This window comes from Cellulomonas sp. Leaf395, assembly GCF_001424125.1.
In the GTDB taxonomy this organism is placed as follows: Bacteria; Actinomycetota; Actinomycetes; order Actinomycetales; family Cellulomonadaceae; genus Cellulomonas.
In genome coordinates this window covers 456044-478442 of record NZ_LMQI01000004.1, presented here as the reverse complement: position 1 = coordinate 478442, position 22399 = coordinate 456044, and the positions used below count along the sequence as shown (strand labels likewise).

General features: G+C 70.8%; 22 protein-coding genes, 1 tRNA gene and 1 other RNA gene. 13 read left to right on the top strand and 11 right to left on the bottom strand.

The genetic code is table 11. The features are described 5' to 3' along the window. Positions 1 to 62 precede the first annotated feature (62 nt). From ASG23_RS13720 to ASG23_RS13705, 4 genes are all read right to left on the bottom strand, one after another. Positions 63 to 2282 (bottom strand): DNA polymerase III subunit gamma and tau, encoded by a 2220-nt coding sequence (locus ASG23_RS13720; RefSeq protein ID WP_056025845.1) that lies wholly within the window; start codon positions 2280 to 2282, stop codon positions 63 to 65. Between the two features lie 55 nt (positions 2283 to 2337). Next, entirely contained in the window at positions 2338 to 3696 is a 1359-nt protein-coding gene (locus tag ASG23_RS13715; protein WP_056025843.1) for an FtsX-like permease family protein, read from the bottom strand. Further along, complete coding sequence (locus ASG23_RS13710; RefSeq protein WP_056025841.1) at positions 3693 to 4394, bottom strand: ABC transporter ATP-binding protein; 702 nt, start codon at positions 4392 to 4394, stop codon at positions 3693 to 3695. Before ASG23_RS13710 ends, ASG23_RS13715 begins: the two co-directional genes overlap by 4 nt. A 111-nt stretch (positions 4395 to 4505) precedes the next feature. After that, on the bottom strand, positions 4506 to 5111 hold the full coding sequence (locus ASG23_RS13705; RefSeq protein WP_056025839.1) for a LysE family transporter: 606 nt from the start codon (positions 5109 to 5111) through the stop codon (positions 4506 to 4508). A gap of 79 nt (positions 5112 to 5190) precedes the next feature. Here ASG23_RS13705 and ASG23_RS13700 point away from each other — a divergent pair, with 79 nt between their 5' ends. Further along, positions 5191 to 5619, top strand: coding sequence for an Lrp/AsnC family transcriptional regulator (locus tag ASG23_RS13700; RefSeq protein WP_056025837.1), 429 nt, complete (start codon positions 5191 to 5193; stop codon positions 5617 to 5619). Here the strand turns inward: ASG23_RS13700 and ffs are convergent. After that, positions 5618 to 5714: signal recognition particle sRNA small type (ffs, locus tag ASG23_RS19610), an RNA gene on the bottom strand. The genes ASG23_RS13700 and ffs overlap by 2 nt on opposite strands. An 89-nt stretch (positions 5715 to 5803) precedes the next feature. Between ffs and sthA the strand changes: the two genes are divergently transcribed. Continuing rightward, entirely contained in the window at positions 5804 to 7270 is a 1467-nt protein-coding gene (sthA, locus tag ASG23_RS13695) for a Si-specific NAD(P)(+) transhydrogenase (RefSeq protein WP_056025835.1), read from the top strand. Next, positions 7267 to 7677, top strand: coding sequence for a tRNA (N6-threonylcarbamoyladenosine(37)-N6)-methyltransferase TrmO (gene tsaA / locus ASG23_RS13690; RefSeq protein ID WP_056025833.1), 411 nt, complete (start codon positions 7267 to 7269; stop codon positions 7675 to 7677). Before sthA ends, tsaA begins: the two co-directional genes overlap by 4 nt. A gap of 234 nt (positions 7678 to 7911) precedes the next feature. Here tsaA and ASG23_RS20150 read toward each other — a convergent pair whose 3' ends face one another. Next, positions 7912 to 9534: an LCP family glycopolymer transferase gene (locus ASG23_RS20150; protein WP_162242694.1), complete on the bottom strand. Its 1623-nt coding sequence runs from the start codon at positions 9532 to 9534 to the stop codon at positions 7912 to 7914. A gap of 358 nt (positions 9535 to 9892) precedes the next feature. On the opposite strand from ASG23_RS20150, the gene ASG23_RS13680 reads away from it, so the two are divergent. Further along, a tRNA-Ser gene (locus ASG23_RS13680) sits at positions 9893 to 9977 on the top strand. Between the two features lie 136 nt (positions 9978 to 10113). Here the strand turns inward: ASG23_RS13680 and ASG23_RS20900 are convergent. Beyond that, entirely contained in the window at positions 10114 to 10479 is a 366-nt protein-coding gene (locus ASG23_RS20900) for a tyrosine-type recombinase/integrase (RefSeq protein ID WP_056025829.1), read from the bottom strand. A 152-nt stretch (positions 10480 to 10631) separates the two neighbouring features. On the opposite strand from ASG23_RS20900, the gene ASG23_RS20570 reads away from it, so the two are divergent. The 7 genes from ASG23_RS20570 to ASG23_RS13645 all read left to right on the top strand — a co-directional run bounded on the left by ASG23_RS20570 (position 10632) and on the right by ASG23_RS13645 (position 14526). Then, positions 10632 to 10838, top strand: coding sequence for a DsrE/DsrF/DrsH-like family protein (locus ASG23_RS20570; RefSeq protein ID WP_235521100.1), 207 nt, complete (start codon positions 10632 to 10634; stop codon positions 10836 to 10838). 32 nt (positions 10839 to 10870) lie between these two features. Next, positions 10871 to 11047 carry a hypothetical protein gene (locus tag ASG23_RS20565; RefSeq protein ID WP_235521099.1) on the top strand — a complete coding sequence of 59 codons (177 nt, stop codon included), beginning with the start codon at positions 10871 to 10873 and terminating at the stop codon, positions 11045 to 11047. Positions 11048 to 11148: 101 nt separating this feature from the next. Next, positions 11149 to 12864 (top strand): FAD-dependent oxidoreductase, encoded by a 1716-nt coding sequence (locus ASG23_RS13665; protein ID WP_056025827.1) that lies wholly within the window; start codon positions 11149 to 11151, stop codon positions 12862 to 12864. A gap of 14 nt (positions 12865 to 12878) precedes the next feature. Next, positions 12879 to 13241, top strand: coding sequence for a rhodanese-like domain-containing protein (locus tag ASG23_RS13660; RefSeq protein WP_056025825.1), 363 nt, complete (start codon positions 12879 to 12881; stop codon positions 13239 to 13241). 172 nt (positions 13242 to 13413) lie between these two features. Further along, positions 13414 to 13794, top strand: a complete 381-nt coding sequence (gene trxA, locus ASG23_RS13655; RefSeq protein WP_056025823.1) for a thioredoxin — start codon at positions 13414 to 13416, stop codon at positions 13792 to 13794. After that, complete coding sequence (locus ASG23_RS13650) at positions 13791 to 14186, top strand: DUF302 domain-containing protein (RefSeq protein ID WP_056025822.1); 396 nt, start codon at positions 13791 to 13793, stop codon at positions 14184 to 14186. The genes trxA and ASG23_RS13650 overlap by 4 nt, the downstream gene beginning before the upstream one ends. 67 nt (positions 14187 to 14253) lie before the next feature. Further along, positions 14254 to 14526, top strand: a complete 273-nt coding sequence (locus ASG23_RS13645; RefSeq protein WP_056025821.1) for a metal-sensitive transcriptional regulator — start codon at positions 14254 to 14256, stop codon at positions 14524 to 14526. Positions 14527 to 14552: 26 nt separating this feature from the next. On the opposite strand, the gene arsA is transcribed toward ASG23_RS13645, so the two are convergent. Then, complete coding sequence (gene arsA, locus ASG23_RS13640; RefSeq protein ID WP_056026331.1) at positions 14553 to 16352, bottom strand: arsenical pump-driving ATPase; 1800 nt, start codon at positions 16350 to 16352, stop codon at positions 14553 to 14555. Then, the gene (gene arsD / locus ASG23_RS13635; protein ID WP_056025818.1) at positions 16346 to 16729 is read right to left on the bottom strand and encodes an arsenite efflux transporter metallochaperone ArsD; all 384 of its coding nucleotides are present in this window, start codon (positions 16727 to 16729) and stop codon (positions 16346 to 16348) included. Before arsD ends, arsA begins: the two co-directional genes overlap by 7 nt. A gap of 491 nt (positions 16730 to 17220) precedes the next feature. Between arsD and ASG23_RS13630 the strand changes: the two genes are divergently transcribed. Then, a complete protein-coding gene (locus ASG23_RS13630; RefSeq protein ID WP_082516177.1) occupies positions 17221 to 18633 on the top strand; it encodes an FAD-binding oxidoreductase in 1413 nt (470 codons plus the stop codon). Between the two features lie 509 nt (positions 18634 to 19142). Continuing rightward, positions 19143 to 19496, top strand: coding sequence for an antibiotic biosynthesis monooxygenase family protein (locus ASG23_RS13625; protein ID WP_056025816.1), 354 nt, complete (start codon positions 19143 to 19145; stop codon positions 19494 to 19496). A gap of 38 nt (positions 19497 to 19534) precedes the next feature. On the opposite strand, the gene ASG23_RS13620 is transcribed toward ASG23_RS13625, so the two are convergent. After that, positions 19535 to 20278 (bottom strand): GNAT family N-acetyltransferase, encoded by a 744-nt coding sequence (locus tag ASG23_RS13620; protein ID WP_157465666.1) that lies wholly within the window; start codon positions 20276 to 20278, stop codon positions 19535 to 19537. Positions 20279 to 20323: 45 nt separating this feature from the next. Then, positions 20324 to 22228, bottom strand: a complete 1905-nt coding sequence (locus ASG23_RS13615; RefSeq protein ID WP_157465665.1) for a hypothetical protein — start codon at positions 22226 to 22228, stop codon at positions 20324 to 20326. Between the last annotated feature and the right edge of the window lie 171 nt (positions 22229 to 22399).

Below are 22399 nucleotides of genomic sequence, written 5' to 3'. Positions count from 1 at the left end.
CCGTCAGCCTACGGGGTGCACGGCTCGGCACCGCCTGTCGCCACCCCCCACAGACGACCCGATCAGGACGTGCCGTCGTCCAGCTGCTCGTCGATGACGGTCCCGCCGAGCATCTGCGCGACCAGGGGCGCGCCGATGAGGCTCGAGGTGGTGATGTCCGGGTCGTCCGGGGACGGGTCGTCTGGGACGTTCGTGGCCGTGCGCGACGCCGACTCCCGGGCAGCCGCGACACCGCGCTCGCGGGCCGTTCCCGGCGCCGGTGGCGCGAGGTCCTGAGGCGGCGCCGCCGCGGTGACCGGCTCGCCCGGCTCGTCGTCCGGCGGCTCGACGATCGGAGGCTCGTCGTCCCACGACGCGGCCGCCTCCGCGGGCGTCACGGCGCGCGGGTTCGACCGGTCGTCCGGTGCGGAACGGGGAGCAGTCGTGGCGGCCGGGGGCGGCGGCGCGCCCTGCTCGGCGAGGACGCCTTCGACCCGCACGTCGAACCCGAGCGTCTCACGCACGGCCCGTGCGACGACGTCCGCGTGGGCGCCGTTGCGGAACGTGGTCGCGAGCGCCGGGTTGTCGAAGGCCACCTTCAGCGTCGTGGCGTCGAGCTCCGCCACCTGGGCGTTGCGCGGGTCGATGAGCGCCCACGTGACACGGCGCAGGCCCTTGACGGTCTCGAGGACCTCGGGCCAGCGGCGGCGCAGCACCTCGGTCTCGGGTCCTCCGGTCGCAGGCTGGGTCGCGGCGGACGGTTGGGCTGCGGGCCGCGGGGTCACGGCGGACGGCTGCACCTCACGGGCAGACGATGCGGCGGCGACTGGCCTCACCACAGCTGCGGGGGTTGTCGACGCGGCCGGTGTCTCGGGGACGACGCGCTCGGCACTGCTCGCCGGCTCCGGGACGTCCCACGGCGGGCTGTCGTCGGCATCTGCGCTCGGTGCCGGCGGCGGTGTGGCGGGTGCGAGCGCCGGGGCGTCTCGTCCTTCCGGCACGCTCGTCGGAGCAACGACCGGTGCCGGGGGCTGCGCGGGCTCCGGTCGCGGGGCCGGGGCGGGGACCTGCGGCGCGGCGGTCGAGACGGACGGTCCGGCGACCGGTACCCGGACCGCCGCAGCGCCGTCGGCGGGCAGCCCGCGCTCCAGCCGGTCGAGACGTGCACCGAAGCCGGAGCGCGTGTCTTCGACCGCGGGCAGCAGGAGCCGCGCCATCAGGAGCTCGAGGTGCAGACGGGGGGACGTCGCGCCGGTCATCTCGGTGAGCGCGGCGTTGCAGAGGTCGGCCGACCGCGAGAGCTCGGAGGCGCCAAGGTGGCGGGCCTGCAGGCGCATGCGGTCCAGCTGGTCGGTGGGCACGTCGCGCAGGGCGGCGTCGGCGGCGTCGCCGGAGGCCGCGATGACGATGAGGTCGCGCAGGCGCTCCAGCAGGTCCTCGACGAAGCGGCGCGGCTCGTGGCCGGTGGAGATCACGCGTTCGACCACCCGGAACGCCGACGCACCGTCGCGGGCGGCGATCGCCTCGGTCAGGTCGTCCAGCAGCGAAGCCTGCGTGTACCCGAGGAGCGCGGCGGCGCCCTCGTACGCGAGCTCGCCTCCGCCGGAGCCTGCGATCAGCTGGTCGAGCACGGACAGCGTGTCCCGGACGGAGCCGCCGCCCGCGCGCACGACGAGCGGCAGCACGCCGGACGCCACGGGCACGCCCTCGCTGTCGCACAGCTGCTGCAGGTACGGCACCAGCACGTCCGGCGGAACCAGCCGGAAGGGGTAGTGGTGGGTGCGCGAGCGGATGGTGCCGATGACCTTGTCCGGCTCCGTCGTCGCGAAGATGAACTTGATGTGCGGCGGGGGCTCCTCGACGATCTTCAGCAGCGCGTTGAAGCCCTGGTTCGAGACCATGTGCGCCTCGTCGAGGATGAACACCTTGTAGCGGTCCCGAGCGGGCGCGAACGTGGCGCGCTCCCGCAGCTCACGGGCGTCGTCGACGCCGCCGTGGCTGGCCGCGTCGATCTCCACGACGTCCAGGCTGCCCGGTCCCCCGCGCGCCAGCTCGACGCACGACGGGCACACGTCGCACGGGGTGTCGGTCGGGTTCTCCTCCGTGTTCTGCGCGCAGTTGAGGATGCGCGCAAGGATCCGGGCGGACGTGGTCTTGCCGCACCCGCGCGGACCCGAGAAGAGGTACGCGTGGTTCACCTGACCGCTGCGCAACGCCTGCCGCAGGGGCGCGGTGACGTGGTCCTGACCGATCACCTCGGCAAAGTTCTCGGGCCGGTAGCGGCGGTACAGGGCTGTCGTCACGCCACGAACCCTAGACGCCCTCGCTGACAAGAGGCAGCGGCCCCCTCAGGCACCCTCAGTCCGCGCGGACCACCGTGTCCGCCAGCACCGACCGCAGCAGCGATCGGGAGGTCTCCGTCGCGGCGAACACCAGCGCGCAGCCCCCGGCCAGGAAGGCGACGAGCATCAACGGACCCTCGGGGGACATCACGGCCGACAGGCCGAGCAGCGGGAAGAACATGACCAGCGCGGTCACCGCCGATCCGACCGCGACGAACAGCAGCGGCACCAGCACGGTGCGTCGGCGCACGGCGTCGTGCAGCTCGACAGGGGTGCCGGCCAGGTTCAGCAGCGCGATCTCCCGACGCCGGTCCAGCACCGAGGCAGCCTGCGCGATGCCCGCAGACACGGCCGCGAGCAGGAACGCGACCACCAGGGTGACCATCGCCCCGGTCACGAGGTCGTCCATGAGGATCGCACCCTGCGGGTCCTGCGAGGTGTCGACCGCGGTGATCGACGGCACGACCGCGAGCGCCCCGGCCGCGAACCCGGCGAGCCCCAGCCCGCCGACCACCCGCCACGCGGCCTTCGGGTCGTCGAGGAGCCGCCGCGCGGCGAGCAGCCGGGCGGGCGTCGCCGCGCGGCGAAGCTGCGCCCTGCCGACTAGCCCGAGCACCCACGGCCCGACGGCGTTGAGGGTCGCGAAGCCGACGGCCATCGCCCCGAGGAGCGCAGCCACGGCCGCGGCACCGAGCGCTCCGACGACGGCACTGACGAGCATGAACGTGCCGATGCCGACGACCGCGACCACCGCACGCAGCCAGGTCATCTTCTTCGGCGTCTCCCGCCGGGCGACCCCGAGCGGCGACACGTTCACGCGCCGCAGCGAGAACGCACCGGACAGGGCGGCGAGGAGCGGCACCGCCGCGAGCGCGATCACGAGCCCCTGCCAGCCGACCCACAGCTCGGCGAGGGTGAACGTGGTGCCCTGGAACGGCAGCAGCGCGCACAGCGGCAGCAGTGCGGCGTAGAGCACGATGCCGAGAACCGCGCCGACGAGCCCTTGCCACGCGGTCTCGGCGACGGTCAGCCCGACCACCTCGCGAGGCGTCGCGCCGAGCAGCCGGAGCGTCGCCAGCCGGGCGTCCCGTCGCGCGACGCCCAGCCGGGCTGCGCCGCCGCCGAGGGTCACCAGCGGCACGACGAGCAGGATGACGGCCACCCAGGCGAGGCTCTCGTAGAGGCTGCGTATGTCGTTCTCACCGGGCGCCAGCGGGAGGTCGGCGCGCGCGGCGAAGCCCAGGAGCCCGCCGACGACGCTCAGTGTCAGGCCGGTGCTCACGGCGAACGCGGTGATGGCGAGCCCGGTGGTGACGCGAGCGTCCCGACCGCCCGCCCGCTGCAACCGGGGCGCGAGCGCGAGGACCGCGTTCATCGGGCGGCCGTGGTCTCGTCGACGAGGCCGGCACGCACCAGACCGTCGCGCACCTCGATGCGCCGGTCGCACCAGTCGGCCACCTGCGCGTCGTGGGTCACGACGACGAGCGACGCTCCCGCGGCCTTCGTCGTCTCCGTGAGGATGCGCATCACGTCGTGGCCGGTGGTCTGGTCGAGGGCGCCCGTCGGCTCGTCGGCAAAGACGACCGCGGGTCCGGTGATGAGCGCCCGCGCCACGGCGACACGCTGCGCCTGCCCGCCGGACAGCTCACCGGGCCGTCGGCCCTCCATCCCCGCCAGCCCGAGCGACACCAGCCACCGGCCGGCCAGCTCGGTCGCGTCACGTCGCGACGTCCCCAGCAGCATGGCGGGCAGGGCCACGTTCTCGATCGCGGGCAGCTCCGAGAGCAGCTGGCCGAACTGGAACACGAAGCCGTACCGCCGGCGGCGCAAGAGCGAGCGCTCGCGGTCCGACAGCCCGCCCACCTCACGACCGTCGAGGGCGACCGCGCCCGAGTCAGGCAGCAGGATGCCGGCGATACAGTGCAGCAGCGTCGACTTGCCCGAGCCGGACGGGCCCATGACGGCGAGCGACTCCCCGCCGGCGAGGTCGACGTCGACCCCGGCGAGCGCGGTCGTCGAGCCGAAGTGCTTGACCAGGCCGCGGGCGGACAGTCGTGGGGTGGCGGTGTTCATGCCGCCCAGGCTTCCCGGTCGAGCGCGAGATCCGCGTCGGACCCCGGGATCCTTCCCCCGGGCCGGGCGTGCACCCGCAGGGGGACCGGCGTCGGCCCGTCGGATGACGCCTCAGACGACGAGCGCGATGCCGGCGAGCACGACGACGACCGAGCCCCCGACCGACACCCACGTCCGCGCCGCCGGAGGGAGCCGCAGACCGAGCAACCCGCTGCCGACCGCGAGCAGGAGCTGCCAGGCGAGCGAGGCGAGGCCGACACCGACGAAGAACGCAACGACGGATCCCGCGCCACCGACCTGCGCCGCCAGACCGACCGCGATCGTGGTGAACGTGACGGCGGTGAGCGGGTTGACCGCCGTCAGTGCGACGAACCGCCCGTAGGTCGTTGCCGCCGACGTCGTCCGGTCCGGCCCGACGTCGGGCGCAGCCGGGCGGGCGGCCGCGACGGAACCGACGACGCCGATCACGACCAGCACCGCGGCGCTGACTCCGCGTACCAGGGCCGCGTGCTCGCCCACGGCCCGGCTCACCGGGGTCCCGACGGTCACCGCGACCACGGCGTACAGGAGGTCGACCGTCGCGATCCCGCACGCGGCCGCGACCGCCACCCGCACGCCGTCGACCAGCCCGCTGCGCAGGAGCAGGACGCCGACAGGGCCGACGGGCATCGCCACCGCCAGCCCGGCGAGCACCCCGAGGAGAAGCGCTGGGGACATGGGACCAGGGTCGCGCGGCGGCCTGGCCATCGTCGTGCCGTTTCCGCGATATCGGTCGTCCGACTGCGATAGTCGACGGATGGACGGCATCGACGACGCAATCCTCCGCGAGCTGACCGCGGATGCGCGGCTCTCCTACAGCGACCTCGGCGAGCGGGTCGGCCTCAGCCCGAACGCCGCCGCGAACCGCGTCCGCCGCCTCGTCGCGGACGGCACCATCCGCGGGTTCACCATCGTGACGGCGTCGTCGCCCCCCACGCGCCCGGGCTCCGGGCTGGAGGTGTTCATCGAGGTGCGCCTGGCCGACGGCATCACGAACGAGGCATTCACGGCAGCGCTCACGCACGGTTTCGGCCAGGTGCTCGACGCCGTGCACGTCACCGGGTCGTACGACTACCTGCTGCACGCCGTCGTCGCGGATCCGGCTGCGCTGGACCTCTTCGTCCGGCGGCTCAAGCGGGAGGCGGGCGCGGGCCAGACGTTCACCCGCCTGGCGCTGCGCGCATAGAAAGGACCCCCCGCACACCCGCCAGAGCTCACCTGCCCTTGCTGCCTTCCGGCCCTGGGGGAGTTCAGCGAGATGACGCCGCACGAGGGGTCGGGGAAAAGCCTAACCCAGCGCGCGCCCACGTTCACACGCCGGTCACCCGCTCAGCTCTCGCGGGGCCGGGTTTGTGGGCAGACTGCTTCTCATGGCGACTGACGGTGTGCCAGACGAGACCCCGACCGCCCCCGACGCGGCGACCGACGTGCGGTACGACTACGACCTCGTGGTCGTCGGCACCGGCCCGGGTGGGCAGAAGGCCGCGATCGCCGCCGCGAAGCTGGGCCACAAGGTGGCCATCATCGAGCGCCGGCACATGATGGGCGGCGTCTCGACGAACACCGGGACCATCCCGAGCAAGACTCTGCGTGAAGCCGTCATGTACCTGACCGGCATGGCGCAGCGGGAGGTGTACGGCGCGAGCTACCGCGTGAAGTCCGACATCACGATGGAGGACCTGTTCGCGCGGACCCAGCACGTCATCGGCCGCGAGCACGAGGTCATCCGGGCCCAGCTGCTGCGCAACCACGTCGACATCCTCAGCGGCACCGGCTCGTTCCTGGACGCGCACACGCTCGGCGTCCTCGACGACGACGGCATCCGACGCACCCAGCTCACGGCCCGGTTCGTCATCGTCGCCACCGGCTCCAAGCCCCACCGGCCGACGACGGTCCAGTTCGACGAGCGCACGGTCCTCGACTCCGACGGCGTCCTGGCGCTGGAGAAGGTGCCGAACTCGATGGTGGTCGTCGGCGCCGGGATCATCGGCATCGAGTACGCGTCGATGTTCGCCGCCCTGGGCACCCGCGTCACCGTCATCGACAAGCGTCCCGCGATGCTCGAGATGTGCGACCCGGAGGTCGCCGAGTCCCTGAAGTTCCACCTGCGGGACCTGTCGGTGTCCTTCCGGTTCGGCGAGGAGGTGTCGGGGGTCGACAGCAACACGCACGGCACCGTGACCCGGCTGGCGTCCGGCAAGCGGATCGCCGCCGACGCCGTCATGTACTCCGCGGGCCGGCAGGGCCAGACGGACGCGCTCAACCTGTCCGCGGCGGGACTGTCGGCCGACTCGCGGGGACGCATCGCCGTCGACGACCAGTACCGGACGGAGGTGCCGAACATCTTCGCCGTCGGCGACGTCATCGGGTTCCCCGCGCTCGCGGCGACGAGCATGGACCAGGGGCGCCTCGCCGCGTACCACGCGTTCGACGAGCCGGCCCGCGAGCTGCAGTCCGTCCAGCCCATCGGCATCTACACGATCCCGGAGATCTCCTACTGCGGCCGCACGGAGGAGGAGCTGACCGCGCAGGCCGTCCCCTACGAGGTGGGCGTCGCGCGCTACCGCGAGCTGGCTCGTGGCCAGATCGTGGGCGACTCCTACGGGATGCTCAAGCTCCTCGTCCACACCGAGACCCGTGAGCTGCTCGGCGTCCACATCTTCGGGACGTCCGCCACCGACCTCGTGCACATCGGCCAGGCGATCATGGCGTGCGGCGGCACCGTCGACTACCTCGTCGACACCGTCCTGAACTACCCGACGCTGTCGGAGGCCTACAAGGTCGCCGCCCTGGACGCGACGAACAAGATCCGCCAGGTGGCGAGGTTCAGCCTGTGACCGTCGCCGAGCTCCGTCCGATCGGCTGGGTTCGCAGCCCGGTCACCGATCCAGCCGACGCCGTCCGGCAGGGCGATGAGGGTGCGCCCGACGTCGTCGTCGAGCTGGTCCCGTCGGCGGCCGCCGCTGCCGCGGACCTGCACCCCGGCGACGATCTCCTGCTGCTCACCTGGTTCCACCTCGCCGACCGCACGACGCTCGCCGTCCACCCCCGCGGCGACGTCACGCGCCCGACGACCGGAGTGTTCGCCACGCGCTCCCCCGACCGTCCGAACCCCATCGGCCTGCACCGGGTTGAGCTCCTGCGCCTCGACGGCCTGCACCTGCACGTGTCCGGCTGCGAGGCTGTCGACGGGACGCCCGTCGTCGACATCAAGCCGGTGCTGGGAGCCGTCGACGAACGCTGAACCGTCCGGGGTGAACGCGATTGCCGTGGGGGAGATGGCTTTGGCGACGAGAGTGTGTCGCTGAACCCGGCGACGACCGCGGCCGACGGCGGTGCAGCACCCGTGACGGTGAGCCCGGAATCGACCAGCGCGAGCAGGGGTGCGCGGATCTTCATGCCGCACCGCGACGGCGCAGTTCGAGGATCCTCCTGGCGCTGCACGAGGCAACTCCCGGCGAGCCACGGGTTGACGGCGTCAGCCGCCGTCGAGGTGCGCGCCCAGCGTGTCCGTGCGCAGGCTGTCCATGAGGGTGGAGAACGGCGCCGCGTCCGGCACGAGCAGCGCCCCGGTCTCGCCGGCGGCGAGCACCGTCGGCACGGGGAGGACGTCGACCTCGCCAGGTCCTAGGGTCCGCACGCTCGCCAGCAGGCCGACCATCTCGGAGCGGTCGAACCCCTCGTCGACCGCCACGGACGCCGTGATCACGCCGAGCAGCCGGAGCCAGGTGAGCGGGTTGTGGCGGACGTCGCCGTCCCCCATGCGGTCGAGGATCGCCAGGAGCCAGACCGCCGAGCGCTGCGCGCGCCCGAGGTCGTCGTCCACGGCTCCCCGGACCCACACCAGCGCCTGCTCCCCCGTCAGCCGTCGCTCGCCCGCCGTGGCCACCACGCGACCGCCGATCACGAGGTTGCTCTCCAGGGGCAGCGTCACCCCGCCGAGCGACTGCGTGACCCGGGCGAACGTCTCGGAGTCCGCGAGCGCGACGTGGTCGAGCCGCACGTTCGTGAGCCGCTCGACCGCCTGCACGGCGCCAGGTGGCCCGCCCTCGGCGAACGCGGCACGAAGCGTCCCGGGCACCTCGCCGGGCACCTCCACCCACAGGTCCGGGGGCATCGCGATCACATGCGCGTGCGAGCGGTCCGCCGAGACGTGCGCCAGCATGACGACGTCGGTCTGGGCCGCCGCCGTCGCCCACGCGTCGGGGTCGTCGGTCCGCACGTCGTCCGTGGAGCCGAGGACGAGGATGGTGACCGGGAGCGCGCCTCCGGGAGTCGTGGGCACGAAGGGCGCCGGGCGCGACGACAGGTTTGCGAACGGGTCGGGGAACCGCTCGACGCGGTCGTCGAGCAGGCCTATGGCGACGAAGGCGCCGACGGTGCCAACGACGACGAGCCCGACCAGCGAGGCGAGGGCGAGCAGCGCGACATTGCGCAGGCCGCGGCTCCGCCGTGCCGGCGGCGCGTACGGCTCGGGGAGCGGCGGGTCGCCGTCCGCCAGGGTGGGCCGGACGGTCCGCACGATGCTGTCGACGGCGGCCTGCACCTGGACGAACGACCGTTCGAACGCAGCCGGTCCCATGCCGGACGGGTCGAGCACGTCGTCGTCGGCGGCCACGGTGGGCGCCGTCGGACCGCGGAGGGGCGGCGCGGCGCGCACGAGGGCGGACAGCCGAGCGGCCAAGTCGCCCTCGGGAAGCGACGACGGACCGAGCGACGCGGCCACGCGCGCGAACTCGCGGAGGGTGAAGGTCCGCCCAACCGCCGCGGGCACCAGGCGGACCACGGCCGCCCGCTCCTCCCGGGTCGCCGTCAGGACGAGGTCAGCCGAGTGCACGGTCTCGGTGCTGAGCTGACGGGCGGAGCGGCCGTCGGTGTACGCGCCGACGGCCGTGAGGAGCTCGTCGAACGGTTCCACGACCGGCTCGCCGAGCGCGGCGCGGGTGCCCGCGCTGCTCACCTCGATGCCCTCGTCCTGCCCGACCCGCGCGCGCATCAGCCGCTCGGCGGCGCGGGACCGGGACACGTTCGCGCTGCCGACGACGAGCACGTCGAAGCGGCTCGGTGGAGCCGACGACGCATCCGTTCCGGACGGAGTCATCGAGCCATTGTGCGGGAGGTTCGTCAGGCCCGCTATGGGCCGATTCCAAGCCATTTGTCTGGTGCATCAGACCTCAAGCTGTTGAACACCGGCCGCGCGACCGCCCCTGACGCCGGATGTCGTTCCGGCCAGATGCGGTCGGTCGTCATCCATTGCGTGCGGCTCTCTCCCGGATCTCCGTCTCTGCTGCTCGTGATGGCGGCCGCCTCACAGGCCGGTCCATCGAGACGCGCACGTGGGTAGGGGCGTCTCGCAGGTCGTCGCGAACGTTCGGGGCGGGCGTCAGGGTCCGGTACTCTGGTCCGGCGTCCTCAGGCGCCACGGAGCCATCCAATGGTTTCGTGACCTATTGAGGCCAGGAGGATTCGCCTAGTGGCCTATGGCGCACGCTTGGAAAGCGTGTTGGGTGAAAGCCCTCGGGGGTTCGAATCCCCCATCCTCCGCCGTCGAAGGGCCCGTGACCTGCAGCGATGTAGGTCACGGGCCCTTCGCTATGCCGCCACGATCGTTGCCCAGTGCAGCGCCGGTAGCAGTTTCGGTAGCAGTTTTGCCCGACCAGCTCGGCCTGCGATGGCTGGATCAGCTGGACTGTTGCCCCCACAGGAGCTCACTCATTCGACGATTCGCCTCGTCGACCAGCTCGGGTACGACGTGCTGGTAGCGCGTCGTCATCGCTGAGGACGTCCAGCCGAACATGCTCATCACAACCCGCTGGTCGACGCCTTGGACGAGGAGCAATGTCGCGGTCGTGTGACGCGCATCGTGGAGGCGGGCGGGACGGATGCCGAGGCGTTCGAGGAAAGCTGTCCAGTGCAGCGAGTGGTCTCGTGGCGCCACAGGGCGGCCGACGAGGTTCGTGAAGACGAGCTTGGAGTCGCTCCAGAGCGACCCAGTGTGGATGCGGGCTTCGCGCTGCCGCTGGCGGTGCTGTCGTAGTTGAGCCACGAGCGGTCCGGGGATCGGGAGCGTACGTCGCGACTGTTTCGTCTTGAGCTCGGTCAGGATCAGTCCCCCGTCCTTGCGCTGCGGGCACTTCGCCGCAGCTTCGTCGCAGGCGAGCGGGTCGTCGCAGCCGTGGCGCCAGTTGCGACCTCGACATGGCCTACCCCGGCCTGATCCTTGCCAACGCGGCCTTGGGCGAGGGCGTCGAGACCCATCTGTTCTTCACGTTCTGGGGCCTCGACATCATCACGAAGGCGACGATGGCCGATCTGAAGTTCAAGATGCTCGGCAACACCGCGACGCACATGCCCCTGGGGCTCGGCGGGCTGCCGGGGATGACCCACATGGCCACCTCGAGCTGAAGAAGGCGATCGCGGACCTCGATGTCCCGGACGTGCCCGAGTTCCTGGAGGAGCAGATCGTGGCGTCCGGCGGGCAACTGTGGGCGTGCCGGTTGTCCGCCGACATGAACCACCTGACCGTCGACGACCTCGACGAGGACGTCGAGGGCATCATCAGCGCGAGCGACTTCATCGAGAAGACCGCAGGAGCACAACTTCTCTTCATCTGACAACAGATCGCCGGCCGCGGGCCTGTCGTGCCCGCTGATCTACCTATCTCCGGCGCGCGCCCGACTTGGAGTTTCGATACCCCCGGGGGTATTCTCACGCCATGCAGAACTCGGACACAGGCTCGCCAACAGAAGGCCGCCGGATCGTCATCGTCGGAGGCGTCGCCGGAGGGATGAGCGCGGCGGCCCGCGCGCGACGGCTCGACGAGCGGGCCGAGATCGTCGTGCTCGAGCAGTCTGAGTACGTCTCGTTCGCCAACTGCGGTCTGCCATACGGGTTGTCCGGGGAGATCGAGCGCCGCGACGACCTCCTGCTGAACACACCGGCCTCGCTGGGCGCGGCGCTCGCGCTCAATGTCCGCACCGGCAGCCGGGCCACCGCGATCGACCGCACGGGCCAAACCATCTCGGTCACCACCTCCGAGGGCTCCTACGAGCTGGCCTATGACGCGCTGCTCCTCTCCCCGGGCGCCGTCGGCGTGCGCCCGCCGATCGAGGGCATCGGCCACCCAGCCGTGCACTCCCTGCGAACCGTCCCCGACCTCGACGACGTCGAGAACCACGTGACGCAGCTCCTGGCCGCTCAGCTCGGTGACCAGCGGCCCCGCGCCGTCGTCATCGGGGCCGGGTTCATCGGCGTGGAGGCCGTCGAGGCGCTGGTCGCCCGCGGCATGGAGGTCGACGTGGTCGAGCTCGCCGACCACGTGCTGCCGCCGCTGGACGCCGAGCTGGCACCGTTGCTGGCAGAGGAGCTTCGGGTGCACGACGTCGGCCTCTACCTCGGTGCCTCGGCGCGCGCCATCACGGCGGGCACCGACACCGATCTCAGCGTCGTGCTGTCGGACGGCGCAGCGTTGAGTGCCGACCTGGTCCTGGTCAACGTGGGCGTGCGTCCGGCCAGCGCACTGGCACGCGACGCGGGCCTGGACCTGAGCCCGACCGGCGCCATCTGCGTCGACGCCGACCAGCGCACCTCCGACCCGCACATCTGGGCCGTAGGCGACGCCGTCGAGGTCGTCCAGGCGGTGACCGGGGCCGTCGGTCCTGTCCCGCTGGCCGGTCCGGCCAACAGGCAGGGTCGCCGCGCCGCCGACGCAATGCTCGGGCGGCGCACCACGCCCCAGGCCGCGGTCCTGGGTACGGCGATCGTGCGGGTCTTCGGGCTCACGGCCGCCGTGACCGGCCCGAGCCAGCTGACGCTCGCCCGCGCCGGGATCGCGCACGAGGTGGTCCGGATCCACCCGGGTCACCATGCGGGCTACTTCCCCGGTGCCGAGCAGGTGCACCTCGTTGCGACGTTCGCTCCCGACGGGCGCCTGCTCGGCGCCCAGGGCGTCGGACGCGCCGGTGTGGACAAACGCATCGACGTGCTGGCCACGGCGCTGCGCTCAGGGATGTACGCGGACGACCTCGCCGAGCTCGAACTGGCCTACGCCCCGCCCTACGGGTCCGCCAAGGACCCGGTGAACATGCTCGGGTTCGTCGCCCAGAACGTGCTCAACGGCACGATGCCCCAGTGGCATCCGTCTGACCTGGACGACGCCCTCGCCGACACCCTCGTCCTCGACGTCCGGACGCAGGGCGAGTTCGACCGCGGCCACCTCAAGGGCGCGCTGCACATCCCCCACACCGAGCTCAGGGAACGGCTCGACGAGGTCCGCGACGCTGCTGCGGGCCGCCCGGTCAGCGTGCACTGCGCCTCCGGCGTCCGCTCTTACATCGCCACCCGCGTCCTGCTCGCCGAGGGTCTGGACGCCCGCAACCTGTCCGGCGGCTGGCTCACCTTGACCGCCGTCCGACCCGACCTCGTCGCCTGATCCCAAGCACTCCCATGTCCATCAGCAGCAGCCTCCGCCGACTGTTCGGCAGCTCCGACGACGACGGCACTCTACGGCCCACGATCGGCGCCGCACGGGCGGTCGAGCTCGTCCGCGACGGCGCTGCCCTGCTCGACGTGCGCGAACGGTCGGAGTGGAACGTGGGCCACGCACCCCAGGCCGTGCACGTGCCCCTCGGTGAGATCGAGAAGGCACCCCGACGCCTCAAGCAGGACACGCCCGTCGTCGTGATGTGCGCCTCCGGCATGCGGTCACGCACCGCCGCCAAGCGGCTTCGCAAGCTCGGCTTCGAGGCCACCAGCCTGTCCGGCGGCATCGGCGCCTGGCAGTCCGCCGGCGGCGCCGTCCGCCGCTGACCTCCACCCGACCCGAGAAGGAGGACCCCATGTGCTCACCCGCCCGCTGCTCCACCTGCGGCAAGGTCACCTGGTCCGGCTGCGGGATGCACGTCGACGCCGTCATGGCCGACGTCCCGCGCACCCAGCAGTGCACCTGCCGCTGACCACCTCAACCCCCTAAGGAGCTCCGTTGTCTACGCTCACCCTGACCGGCGCCGCGTTCGCGGACCTGATTCACCAGAACGACATCGTGCTGGTCGACTTCTGGGCCGCCTGGTGTGGCCCGTGCCGGAGGTTCGCTCCTGTTTTCGAGAACGCATCCGAGCAGCACCCCGACGTCGTCTTCGCCAAGGTCGACACCGAGGCGGAGCACCAGCTCGCCGCCCAGGCCGGCATCACCTCCATCCCGACCCTGATGGCATTCCGCGAAGGCGTGCTGCTCTACTCCGAGGCAGGCGCCGTGCCCGCCGCCGCGCTCGAGGAGATCATCGGCGCGATCAAGACCCTGGACATGGACGAGGTGCGTCGCGAGATCTCCCAGGAGCACGAGCCGACGGCGACCCGGTCATGAGCTACGCGCTTCGCACAACGACCCGACTTCCGTTCGCTGCGGCGCTCGACGCTGCCCGCGCGGCTCTGGCGACACAGGGTTTTGGCGTGCTCACCGAGATTGACCTGGCCGCCACCCTCAAGGCCAAGATCGGGGTCGAGATCCCTGCCCAGGTCATCCTTGGCGCGTGCAACCCCGCGCTCGCGAACGACGCGCTGCAGACCGAACCGGACATCGGCTTGCTTCTGCCTTGCAACGTCGTCGTCCGCACCGCCGCCGACGGGAGCACCCTCATCGAGGCCGTTAACCCGGACGTACTCGTGAGCCTGAGCGGCAACGGCGCCCTCCAGCGCGTCGCACAAGACGCCGGCACACGCCTGCGTGCTGCTCTCGACGCCGTGTCCACGCTGTGAGGTCGACACACCTCGACGTGGTACCTCCCGGGGTATCGTGACTCGCCGCGACGAAGGAGGTCCCGCCATGGAGCTGGACAAGGACGAGATGTCCAAGGTGACCAACCGGCTCAAGCGCGCCCAGGGCCAGCTGGCGGGCGTCGTGCGCATGCTCGACGAGGGTCGCGACTGCGAGGACGTCGTCATGCAGCTGTCGGCGGTCTCCCGCGCCCTTGATCGCGCCGGCTTCGCGATCATCGCCTCAGGGATGCGGCAGTGCCTGGTCCAGCCCGAGCAGGACGGCGCAACCGCGGCACTCGACGTGCAGAAGCTCGAGAAGCTGTTCCTCTCGCTCGCCTGACCTTAGGGAGGGGTGGCCGACCCTCCTCACGCCGTGACAATCGCCGGCTTCCGCACACGGACCAGCTCACGCAGCGCTTCCACGCCGACGGGTTCGTCAGCCAAGAGCGGCACAATGGCGCACCGGTCCGCGCGTTCCTCGTACACACGCGCGATCTGGTCCACCTCGGCCGCGCCGCGTTGCAACAGGAGCGGGTCGGTGGTCGCGGCCGCCGCGACGGAGTTGTTGATCACCCAGGCCCACGGCTTGATCCCCGCGCGGACCAGGTCGGCGACGAGCTCCTCGGCCTCCAGAACCGGGGTCGCCTCGGGAAGAGTGACGATGAGGACCTTGGTGTAGTCCGGGTCCTGCAGCCGCATCATCGGCGTGGTGAACGCCGCCGCGCTCTGACCCATCTGCCGAACGATGTCCCGGTGGTAGGAGCCGGTGGCGTCGAGCAGGAGCATGGTGTGCCCGGTCGGGGCGGTGTCGATGACGACGAACCGTCGCCTGCCCTCGTTGACTACCTTGGAGAAGGCCTGGAAGACGGCGATCTCCTCGGTGCACGGGGAGCGCAGGTCTTCTTCGAGGCCGGCGCGTCCTGCTGCGTCCAGAGTGGCACCCCGGCGCGCGAGAACCGACTGGCGGTACCGCTCGGTCTCCATTGCTGGGTCGATCCGCGTGACCACGAGGTTCGACACGGATCCGGCGAGAGTCTGCCCGAGGTGTGCCGCGGGATCGGTGGTGGTCAGGTGGACGGGCAGCCCACGTTCGGCCAGTGCGACGGCGATCGCGGCGGCGATCGTGGTCTTGCCGACTCCGCCCTTGCCCATCGTCATGATCAAGCCATGCCCGGTGGCGGTGAGCTCGTCGACGAGGTCAGCCAGCGACGCACCGACCGTAAGAGTGGCCGCAGCCGGCACCCGGAAGTCGACCTGAGGATCCGGCTCGAACAGCTCGACCAGCGGCAGGAGGCCCACCATGTTCTCGGCCTTGAGAGCCAGTACGTCGCGTGGCAGGACGGCGAGGTCCGGGGGAAGCGTCGCCAGGACTGCCCGCTCACGCTCGTGGACGGCGGTGGCGAGTGCGTCGCCGGAGGTCGGGCGGGGCATGACGGCGTTGATGACCAGGTGCTGGTGGCGAAGTCCGAGGGCGGCGAGCTCGGTGTGGGTGCGCTGGATCTCCGCGACCGCGGCGTGCTGGGCGCGGGCGACCAGGACGAGGCGCGTGCGGCGGGAGTCGGCCAGGGCGGCGACAGCGTCGGCATACACGGTGCGCTGCCGGTCCAGGCCGGCCAGCGGCCCCAGGCAGGACGCGTCGCCCTTGCCCTCATCGAGGTAGTCGGTCCATGACGCGGGCAGCTGGAGGAGCCGGATGGTGTGCCCAGTCGGCGCGGTGTCGAAGATGACGTGGTCGAAGCCGAGGGACACTTCTGCGGTGAGCAGGGCGGTGAACTCGTTGAAGGACGCGATCTCCGTCGTGCACGCGCCCGCGAGCTGCTCCTCGATGAGCGCGACCTCCGCCTCGGGCAGGACGCCGCGGACGGGACCGACGATCCGTTCGCGGTAGAGCGCCGTTGCCTGCTCCGGATTGATCTCCATCGCCGAGAGCCCCGGGACTTCAGGGACGGGCGTGATCGCGTTCCCGATGCGCAGCCCGAAGACCTGCCCGATGTTGGAGGCAGGGTCGGTGCTGACCAGCAAGACCGACGCGCCCGCGCGGGTCAGCGCGATCGCCGCGGCACAGGCGATTGACGTCTTGCCCACGCCGCCCTTGCCGGTCAGGAACAGGAAGCGCGGGGCGTCGACGAGGAAGGTGGGCAGGGTTGCGCCGCCGGGGGTCAACATGGCCCGTCGCAGCCACCGCCGCAGCACCCGCCCGAGGAGATCGGTAGGACCGTTCGAGCCGCCATCGCTGCCACGTCCGTGTGCGCCCACCGCTCCAGCTCCGCACGGCTCGGGTAGCGACCGGCCATCGCGACCGCACCGTCGACGAGCACCAGCGGAAGCCCGTCGGATCCCGACACCCGCAGAAAGTCGAGCACGGCGGGGTTATCGACAAACACCGCCGGCTCCCCGGCCAGGTTGAACCGCGAGACCGCGGCACCCTGCTCCCGCACCCAGTCCAGGTCCGCTGAGAACGTCACCAGGTCCTGCGCAACGTCCGGGCCGCAGACCCCGGTGCTGCAGCACTGCGCTGGTTCGAAGACCTCGATCTTGCTCATCTGCAGTGACCCTTCCAAAGGCAAACATCGACACGCGTCGATATCGACCAGTGTCGATCTCCGAGGCCGGTCGGCACAGGGACCTTGGGCCCTATCTTGCGGTCACCTCCGACTCGGAACCGTCTCGACCGCGGTCACTACCTCGGCATGCACCCCTGGGGGTCGTTCCATGGCCAATAGGGTCACGAACGACTCGGCGGATGACATCGCTACCGTCGCCACCGGCGGACGCGATCTTGGTCGAAGAGCGGATCCGACCTGCCGACTGGCAATAACGTCGCGGATCGGTATCGGGCTGACACCGATGACGTCAAGGCTCTGTGCTCCCGGTTGCTGGACTCCGCAGGCCGGGGAAGAGGATGGTGAGTGACGAGGTCGGATCCCGCGGTCGTCGCCCTCACGGTCACGCTCGGGAAACGCACTGGCTTACGACGCTCGGCCCGGTTCAACCGTCGATTGGACGGGTCCCGACGAGTCCGAAGGAGCCTGAGATGAGCACCGAAGCGCCGGCGTCGATCGACGCGCAACGGATCCAGCAGTTCGCAGCGGGCGTGCGCGGCGGCGTCCTCCAGCCGGGCGATGCCGCCTACGACGATGCTCGCGCCGTACGGAACGGGCTGATCGACCGGCGCCCTGCGCTGATCGTGCAGTGCCATGGAACGGCCGACGTGGTCGACGCTGTCGGATTCGCCCGTGACCACGGCTTGCTCTTGTCGATCCGCGGCGGCGCGCACAACGTCGCCGGAAACGCCGTCAACGACGGAGGGATCGTCATCGACCTCTCCGCGATGCGCAGCGTGCACGTCGATCCCGAGCACCGCGTCGCGCGCGTGCAGGGCGGTGCGACGTGGGGCGACGTCGACCGTGAGACGCAGCTGTGGGGTCTCGCCGCGCCGGGCGGCCAGGTGAGCACCACCGGCGTCGCCGGCCTGACCCTGCACGGCGGTCTGGGCTCGCTGCATCGGAAGTACGGGCTGGCGCTCGACAACTTGCGCTCGGTCGAGATCGTCACGGCCGACGGTCAGGTGCGCACGGCGAGCGAATCGGTGAACCCCGAGCTCTTCTGGGCGGTGCGGGGTGCCGGGAGCAACTTCGGCGTCGTCACGTCGTTCGAGTTCGCGCTGCATCCGGTTGGACCCGAGATCTACCAGGCGGCCCCGATCTTCTCGCTCGACGATGCGCCGGCCGTCCTGCGCAGGTACCGGGACTTCTGCGCGACCGCGCCCGACGAGTTCGGGCCGCAGGCGATGTTCTGGAGCGTGCCGGCGGTCGACGATTTCCCAGCAGAGCTGCACGGGATGCCGATCGTCGTCGCCTTGGTCGTCTACTCGGGCGACCCCGACGAGGGGGAGCGGCTGCTGGCACCGGTTCTCGACTGGGCGACGCCGATCCTCGACCTCAGCGGGCGCGCGCCCTGGGCGCTCGCCCAGAGTTCATTCGATGCGTTCTTCCCCTCCGGCGGCTACTACTACTGGAAGTCACTGCTCGTGGGCGAACCGAGCGACGACCTGCTCGACGCGGTCGTCGAAGCTGCCGCCGACCGGCCCTCGCCTGACGCGATCGTGAACTTCTGGCAGCTGGGCGGCGAGATCGAACGGGTCGCTCCGGATGCCACGGCGTTCGCCCAGCGCGACGCCAAGTACCTGCTCAGCCTCGACACCTCGTGGTTCGATCGCGACGCAACCGAGCGGTGCATCGACTGGACCCGAAGGACCTGGGCGGCGATGCAGAAGCGATTCGCCACGGACCGCCCGTACCTGAACTTCGTCGGCTTCGGCGAAGAGAAGGAGGCGCTCGTGCGCGCCTCATACGGTGCGAACTACGACCGGCTGGTGGCGGCCAAGACGACGTACGATCCCGGCAACCTGTTCCGGATGAACAACAACATCCCGCCGCGCGGTTGAGAAAAGCCGACCACACCCACGCCATCGCCGGAGCCGTCCGCCTTCAACCTGCCTCCAGAACAGAGCACCCGTACGCCGGGTGTGGGATCGCGGTAGCAGTTTTGGTAGCAGTTTTGCTCTGTTCGGTGCCATTCCACGAGCGACGTCAACTTCGGAAATGCGGCCTGACCTGCACATACGAACATGCGCGCGTTCCCCGACAACCCCTCGAAGGCACTTGGAAAGCGTGTTGGGTGAAAGCCCTCTGGGGTTCGAAATCCCCCATCCTCCGCCGGTCGAAGGGCCCGTGACCTGCAGACATGCAGACCGCGGGCCCTTCGTGGTTTCACCGCACGGGCCCGACCCTGCTCGGGGCTGCAGCGGCGCCGTGAAGGTCAGGTCGCAACCGACCAGTGCCACGGCGGAACTGGACGTCGACAATGACGGGGAGGACGATCAGATCGAGGGCTGGCGGTGCACGCTCCGTCGGAGCCCGCGCACGCGCTGCGAACGGAAGACGGAGGCTCACCGTGCTGGTCGTCCTCTTCGAGATCCGGGCCCGCGCCGACGTCGACGAGGCCGCGTACGAGCAGGCGTTCGTGCACATGCTGGAGCTGGTCCAGGACATTCCTGGGTTCCTCAGCTTCTCCAGCTACACGTCGTCGGACGGGGCCGAGCTCGCCGTGGCGCGGTTCGAGGACGACGTCGCGCTCGCGCGGTGGCGCGAGCAGCCGGACCACGTGCTCACTCGCAGGCGCGGCCGCGAGGAGTTCTTCGAGGCGTACGACATCACCGTCGCGACGGTGGGCCGCCAGTACAGCTGGCGGCGGGGGTCGGACGCCGACACGCCGATGCCCGAACCCTCGGCCAACAGCAGCGCCTGACCAGCGCGGCCTCTGCTCCGTGCCAGTGGGCGCGCGACCTAGGTGGCCGCCAGCTCCGTCCATCGGCTGACGGGCCAGGCGTCCCGGTCGAGCTCGAGCCCACGCGCTGCCGCCAGGAGACGCTCGACGGGCGGGTCGTCCAGGGACGCGGAGCCCTCGCACACCGTGAAGTACTCCTCGAGGAAGGCGTGCAACACCTGGCTGCGCACCTGCGGCGACTGGTCCAAGCGCAGCAGCAGCATGCCCTCCACCCGTGGCGAGCCCGGTCGCAACGACGGCTGGAAGTACTGCAGCGGAAGCAGGCGCGCCCCGTGGCGGTCGTAGAAGCGCAACCGCGCGTCCGGGTCCCCTGCATCGTCGCTCGCCGGCCAGAACCGCGGATCGTCCACCTCTGCCAGCACCAGGACCGGTCCCCTGCCGTCGCACCAGCCAGGGAGGACCTCACTAACCAGGCGGGCTCCCAGACCGGAACCGCGCGTCGCCTTGTCGACGGACAGATAGGCGAGCAGAAGAACCTGCTGCTGGACGTACCACTCGCCCAGCATGACCGCCAGCGGGGCGCCGCCGGACAGCACCACCAGCGACGGCTCGGTGCCCGGGCGGACGTACGCCTCCCGCAGCTCGTCCAGGGTGATCAGCTCGTCGGGCCTGAACGCAGGCACCAGCAGCCGGTGGTAGACCTCCTCGACAAGCGCTGGACCGAGGTCGGAGAGCGGAACCTCCACGTAACCGGGCCGGGCTCCGCTCCCGGGCGCCTCAGGTGACATGGACAGCTCATCCATCCACCGATGGTGCTCGCACTGTCGTGCGCTGTCCAGGGACGAACCCTAGGCCGGTGAGTGCAGATCCATCGAGACCCTGGGGTCCAAGACCGAGAACGCCATCCCGACGGTCGTCGCGTACGCGGACCCTTCGACCCCAAGGTCCCTGACCACCGGGCCGGGGACGAAGAGCGCGTTGGCGAGCGGAACGGGGATTGGCGGCTCGGCGCTGGCATCGGTCAGCAGCTGGCGGAGGTGGGCCTCCGTGGGGACCTGCTCGACAAGCCCGGCAGGCCCGGACGCCTTCTTCATCTCCAGGCTGCACTCGACGGCGAGGGCTTCCTTCTCATCGACCCAGAGGTCACGGACAAAGCTGATCGCCCACGCCTTGGCATCGACATGGAACTGCAGGGTGTACTCATCAGGCGGTCCGCCGATGATGTGGAACAGGTACGCGTGCAGCACGGCTCGGCCGTAGGACTGTGCAGCCTCCGTCAGCCGTCCCAGGGCGCGATGGATGTCCCCACGCAGCCGGTGGAGGTTGCTGGACAGCTCGTGCTCGACCTCGCTCCAGTCAGTCTCCCCGCTCGGGGGCGCGGTCGGGTCGACGCCCGGGCTCTGCTCGACCGTCCCGCCGGGGACGGTCACAGGCTGGGCGATCCGCGCCGCTCGCCCCCAGAGCTCGTCGATGCGGGCCAGCACCTCCCGCGCGGGTGGCTCGTCGCGGAAGGCCCAGGTCCACAGCATGTCGGCCAGCTCGAACACCACCCAGGCTCTGTCCCACCTGTCCTCCTTCAGACCGCGGAACGGTCCCAGCCGCTCGTCAGCCAGCCTGTACATCTGCTCCGCAAGGCGGCGATCGTCGGTACCTCCTTCGCCTGCATGAGCCTGATAACGCCATGTGTGCGCCATGAAGATGCACAGCAACGCGGAGATATGACGCTGACGCTCGGTGGGTCGCGCGGGCAGCGTGTCCAGCTTGCAGGCCATCTGGATCCTCACCAGGGCGGCTCGAACGGCGGGCCAGTCGGCGTGCGGGGTCTTCTGCGAGCGGAGCGGGTACTCGGCGACCAGCTCGGAGAGCCCGCGGTACAGACTCTCCATCTGGGGCCAGTCTGGGACGTCCTCCCCGTCACGATGGCCGCTCGCGTCAGGCTCGGTCGCTTCCCGTCGGCTGACTAGCAGTTCCAGGTCGGCGAGCAGCTGATCGCAGAAGTCGAAGTGGACATAGTTGCCCCACCACCAGAAGGCATCCAGGAAGAGCCTCGCCGCTTCCAGCACGACACCGTGCCGGTGCTCGTCACCTGTGAGACGCGCGGCGTGGTAGAGCCACTCGCGCTTCTTGTCCTGCCACTCCCGCTTCTCCATCAAGAAGAAGTCACCGTATTCGAGGGTGTCGGTGGCGGTTCGCACCTTGTGCTTGGTGAGCGCGGACGCATAGAAGGACGCGGCACGCCCGTGGAGCTCTTCCAGTCCGTCGGGATCCGTGACCTGCAGGCGAATCAGGATGCTCTCCCGAACGTACTCATGGACACGACGCATCTTGCCCGACGCGGGCTCCATGAACGGCAGGTCGCGCAGCCACACGAACAGCTCACCTGACGACCATGGCTGCTCGACCGTGTCCCGTTGTCTGCCCTTCTTCAGGAGAGCCCTGAGCAAGGGCTCATCGAAGCGCCTGGGCACCGCTGCCGCGCGCACCGCATCGAGAAGCACCGGCTCGTCAAGCCGCTTCACCAGGGACTCCACGAGCTCGGCCGCACGCTCCTCGTGGTGCGTCGTCAGCCGGTTGAGGTCCGGCTCCGAATCGTCCGTCTTCACCTGGCGGCCGGCAGGACCGACGCCACGACCCCAGATCAGCTCCTGGACCAGGCGAAGGGTCGCCGGATGTCCACCGGTGATCTCGAAGACGAGCTTCGCCGTCTCGTCGTCGGGCGTGCTTCCCCCGACCCAGACGAGGTACTTGCTCACCTCGCGCAGGTCGAGGTTGCCGACCTGCCATGACGTCACTGGCGACGGCACGTCGATGTCGCGCAGGCCCGGACCGCGCGCCAGGACGACCGCGGTGCGACGCAACGGTCCGGACGGCGCGTCGGTCCCCGCGGTCGAGCTGAGCAGGCTCCGTAGCCACCGCCCGATCTC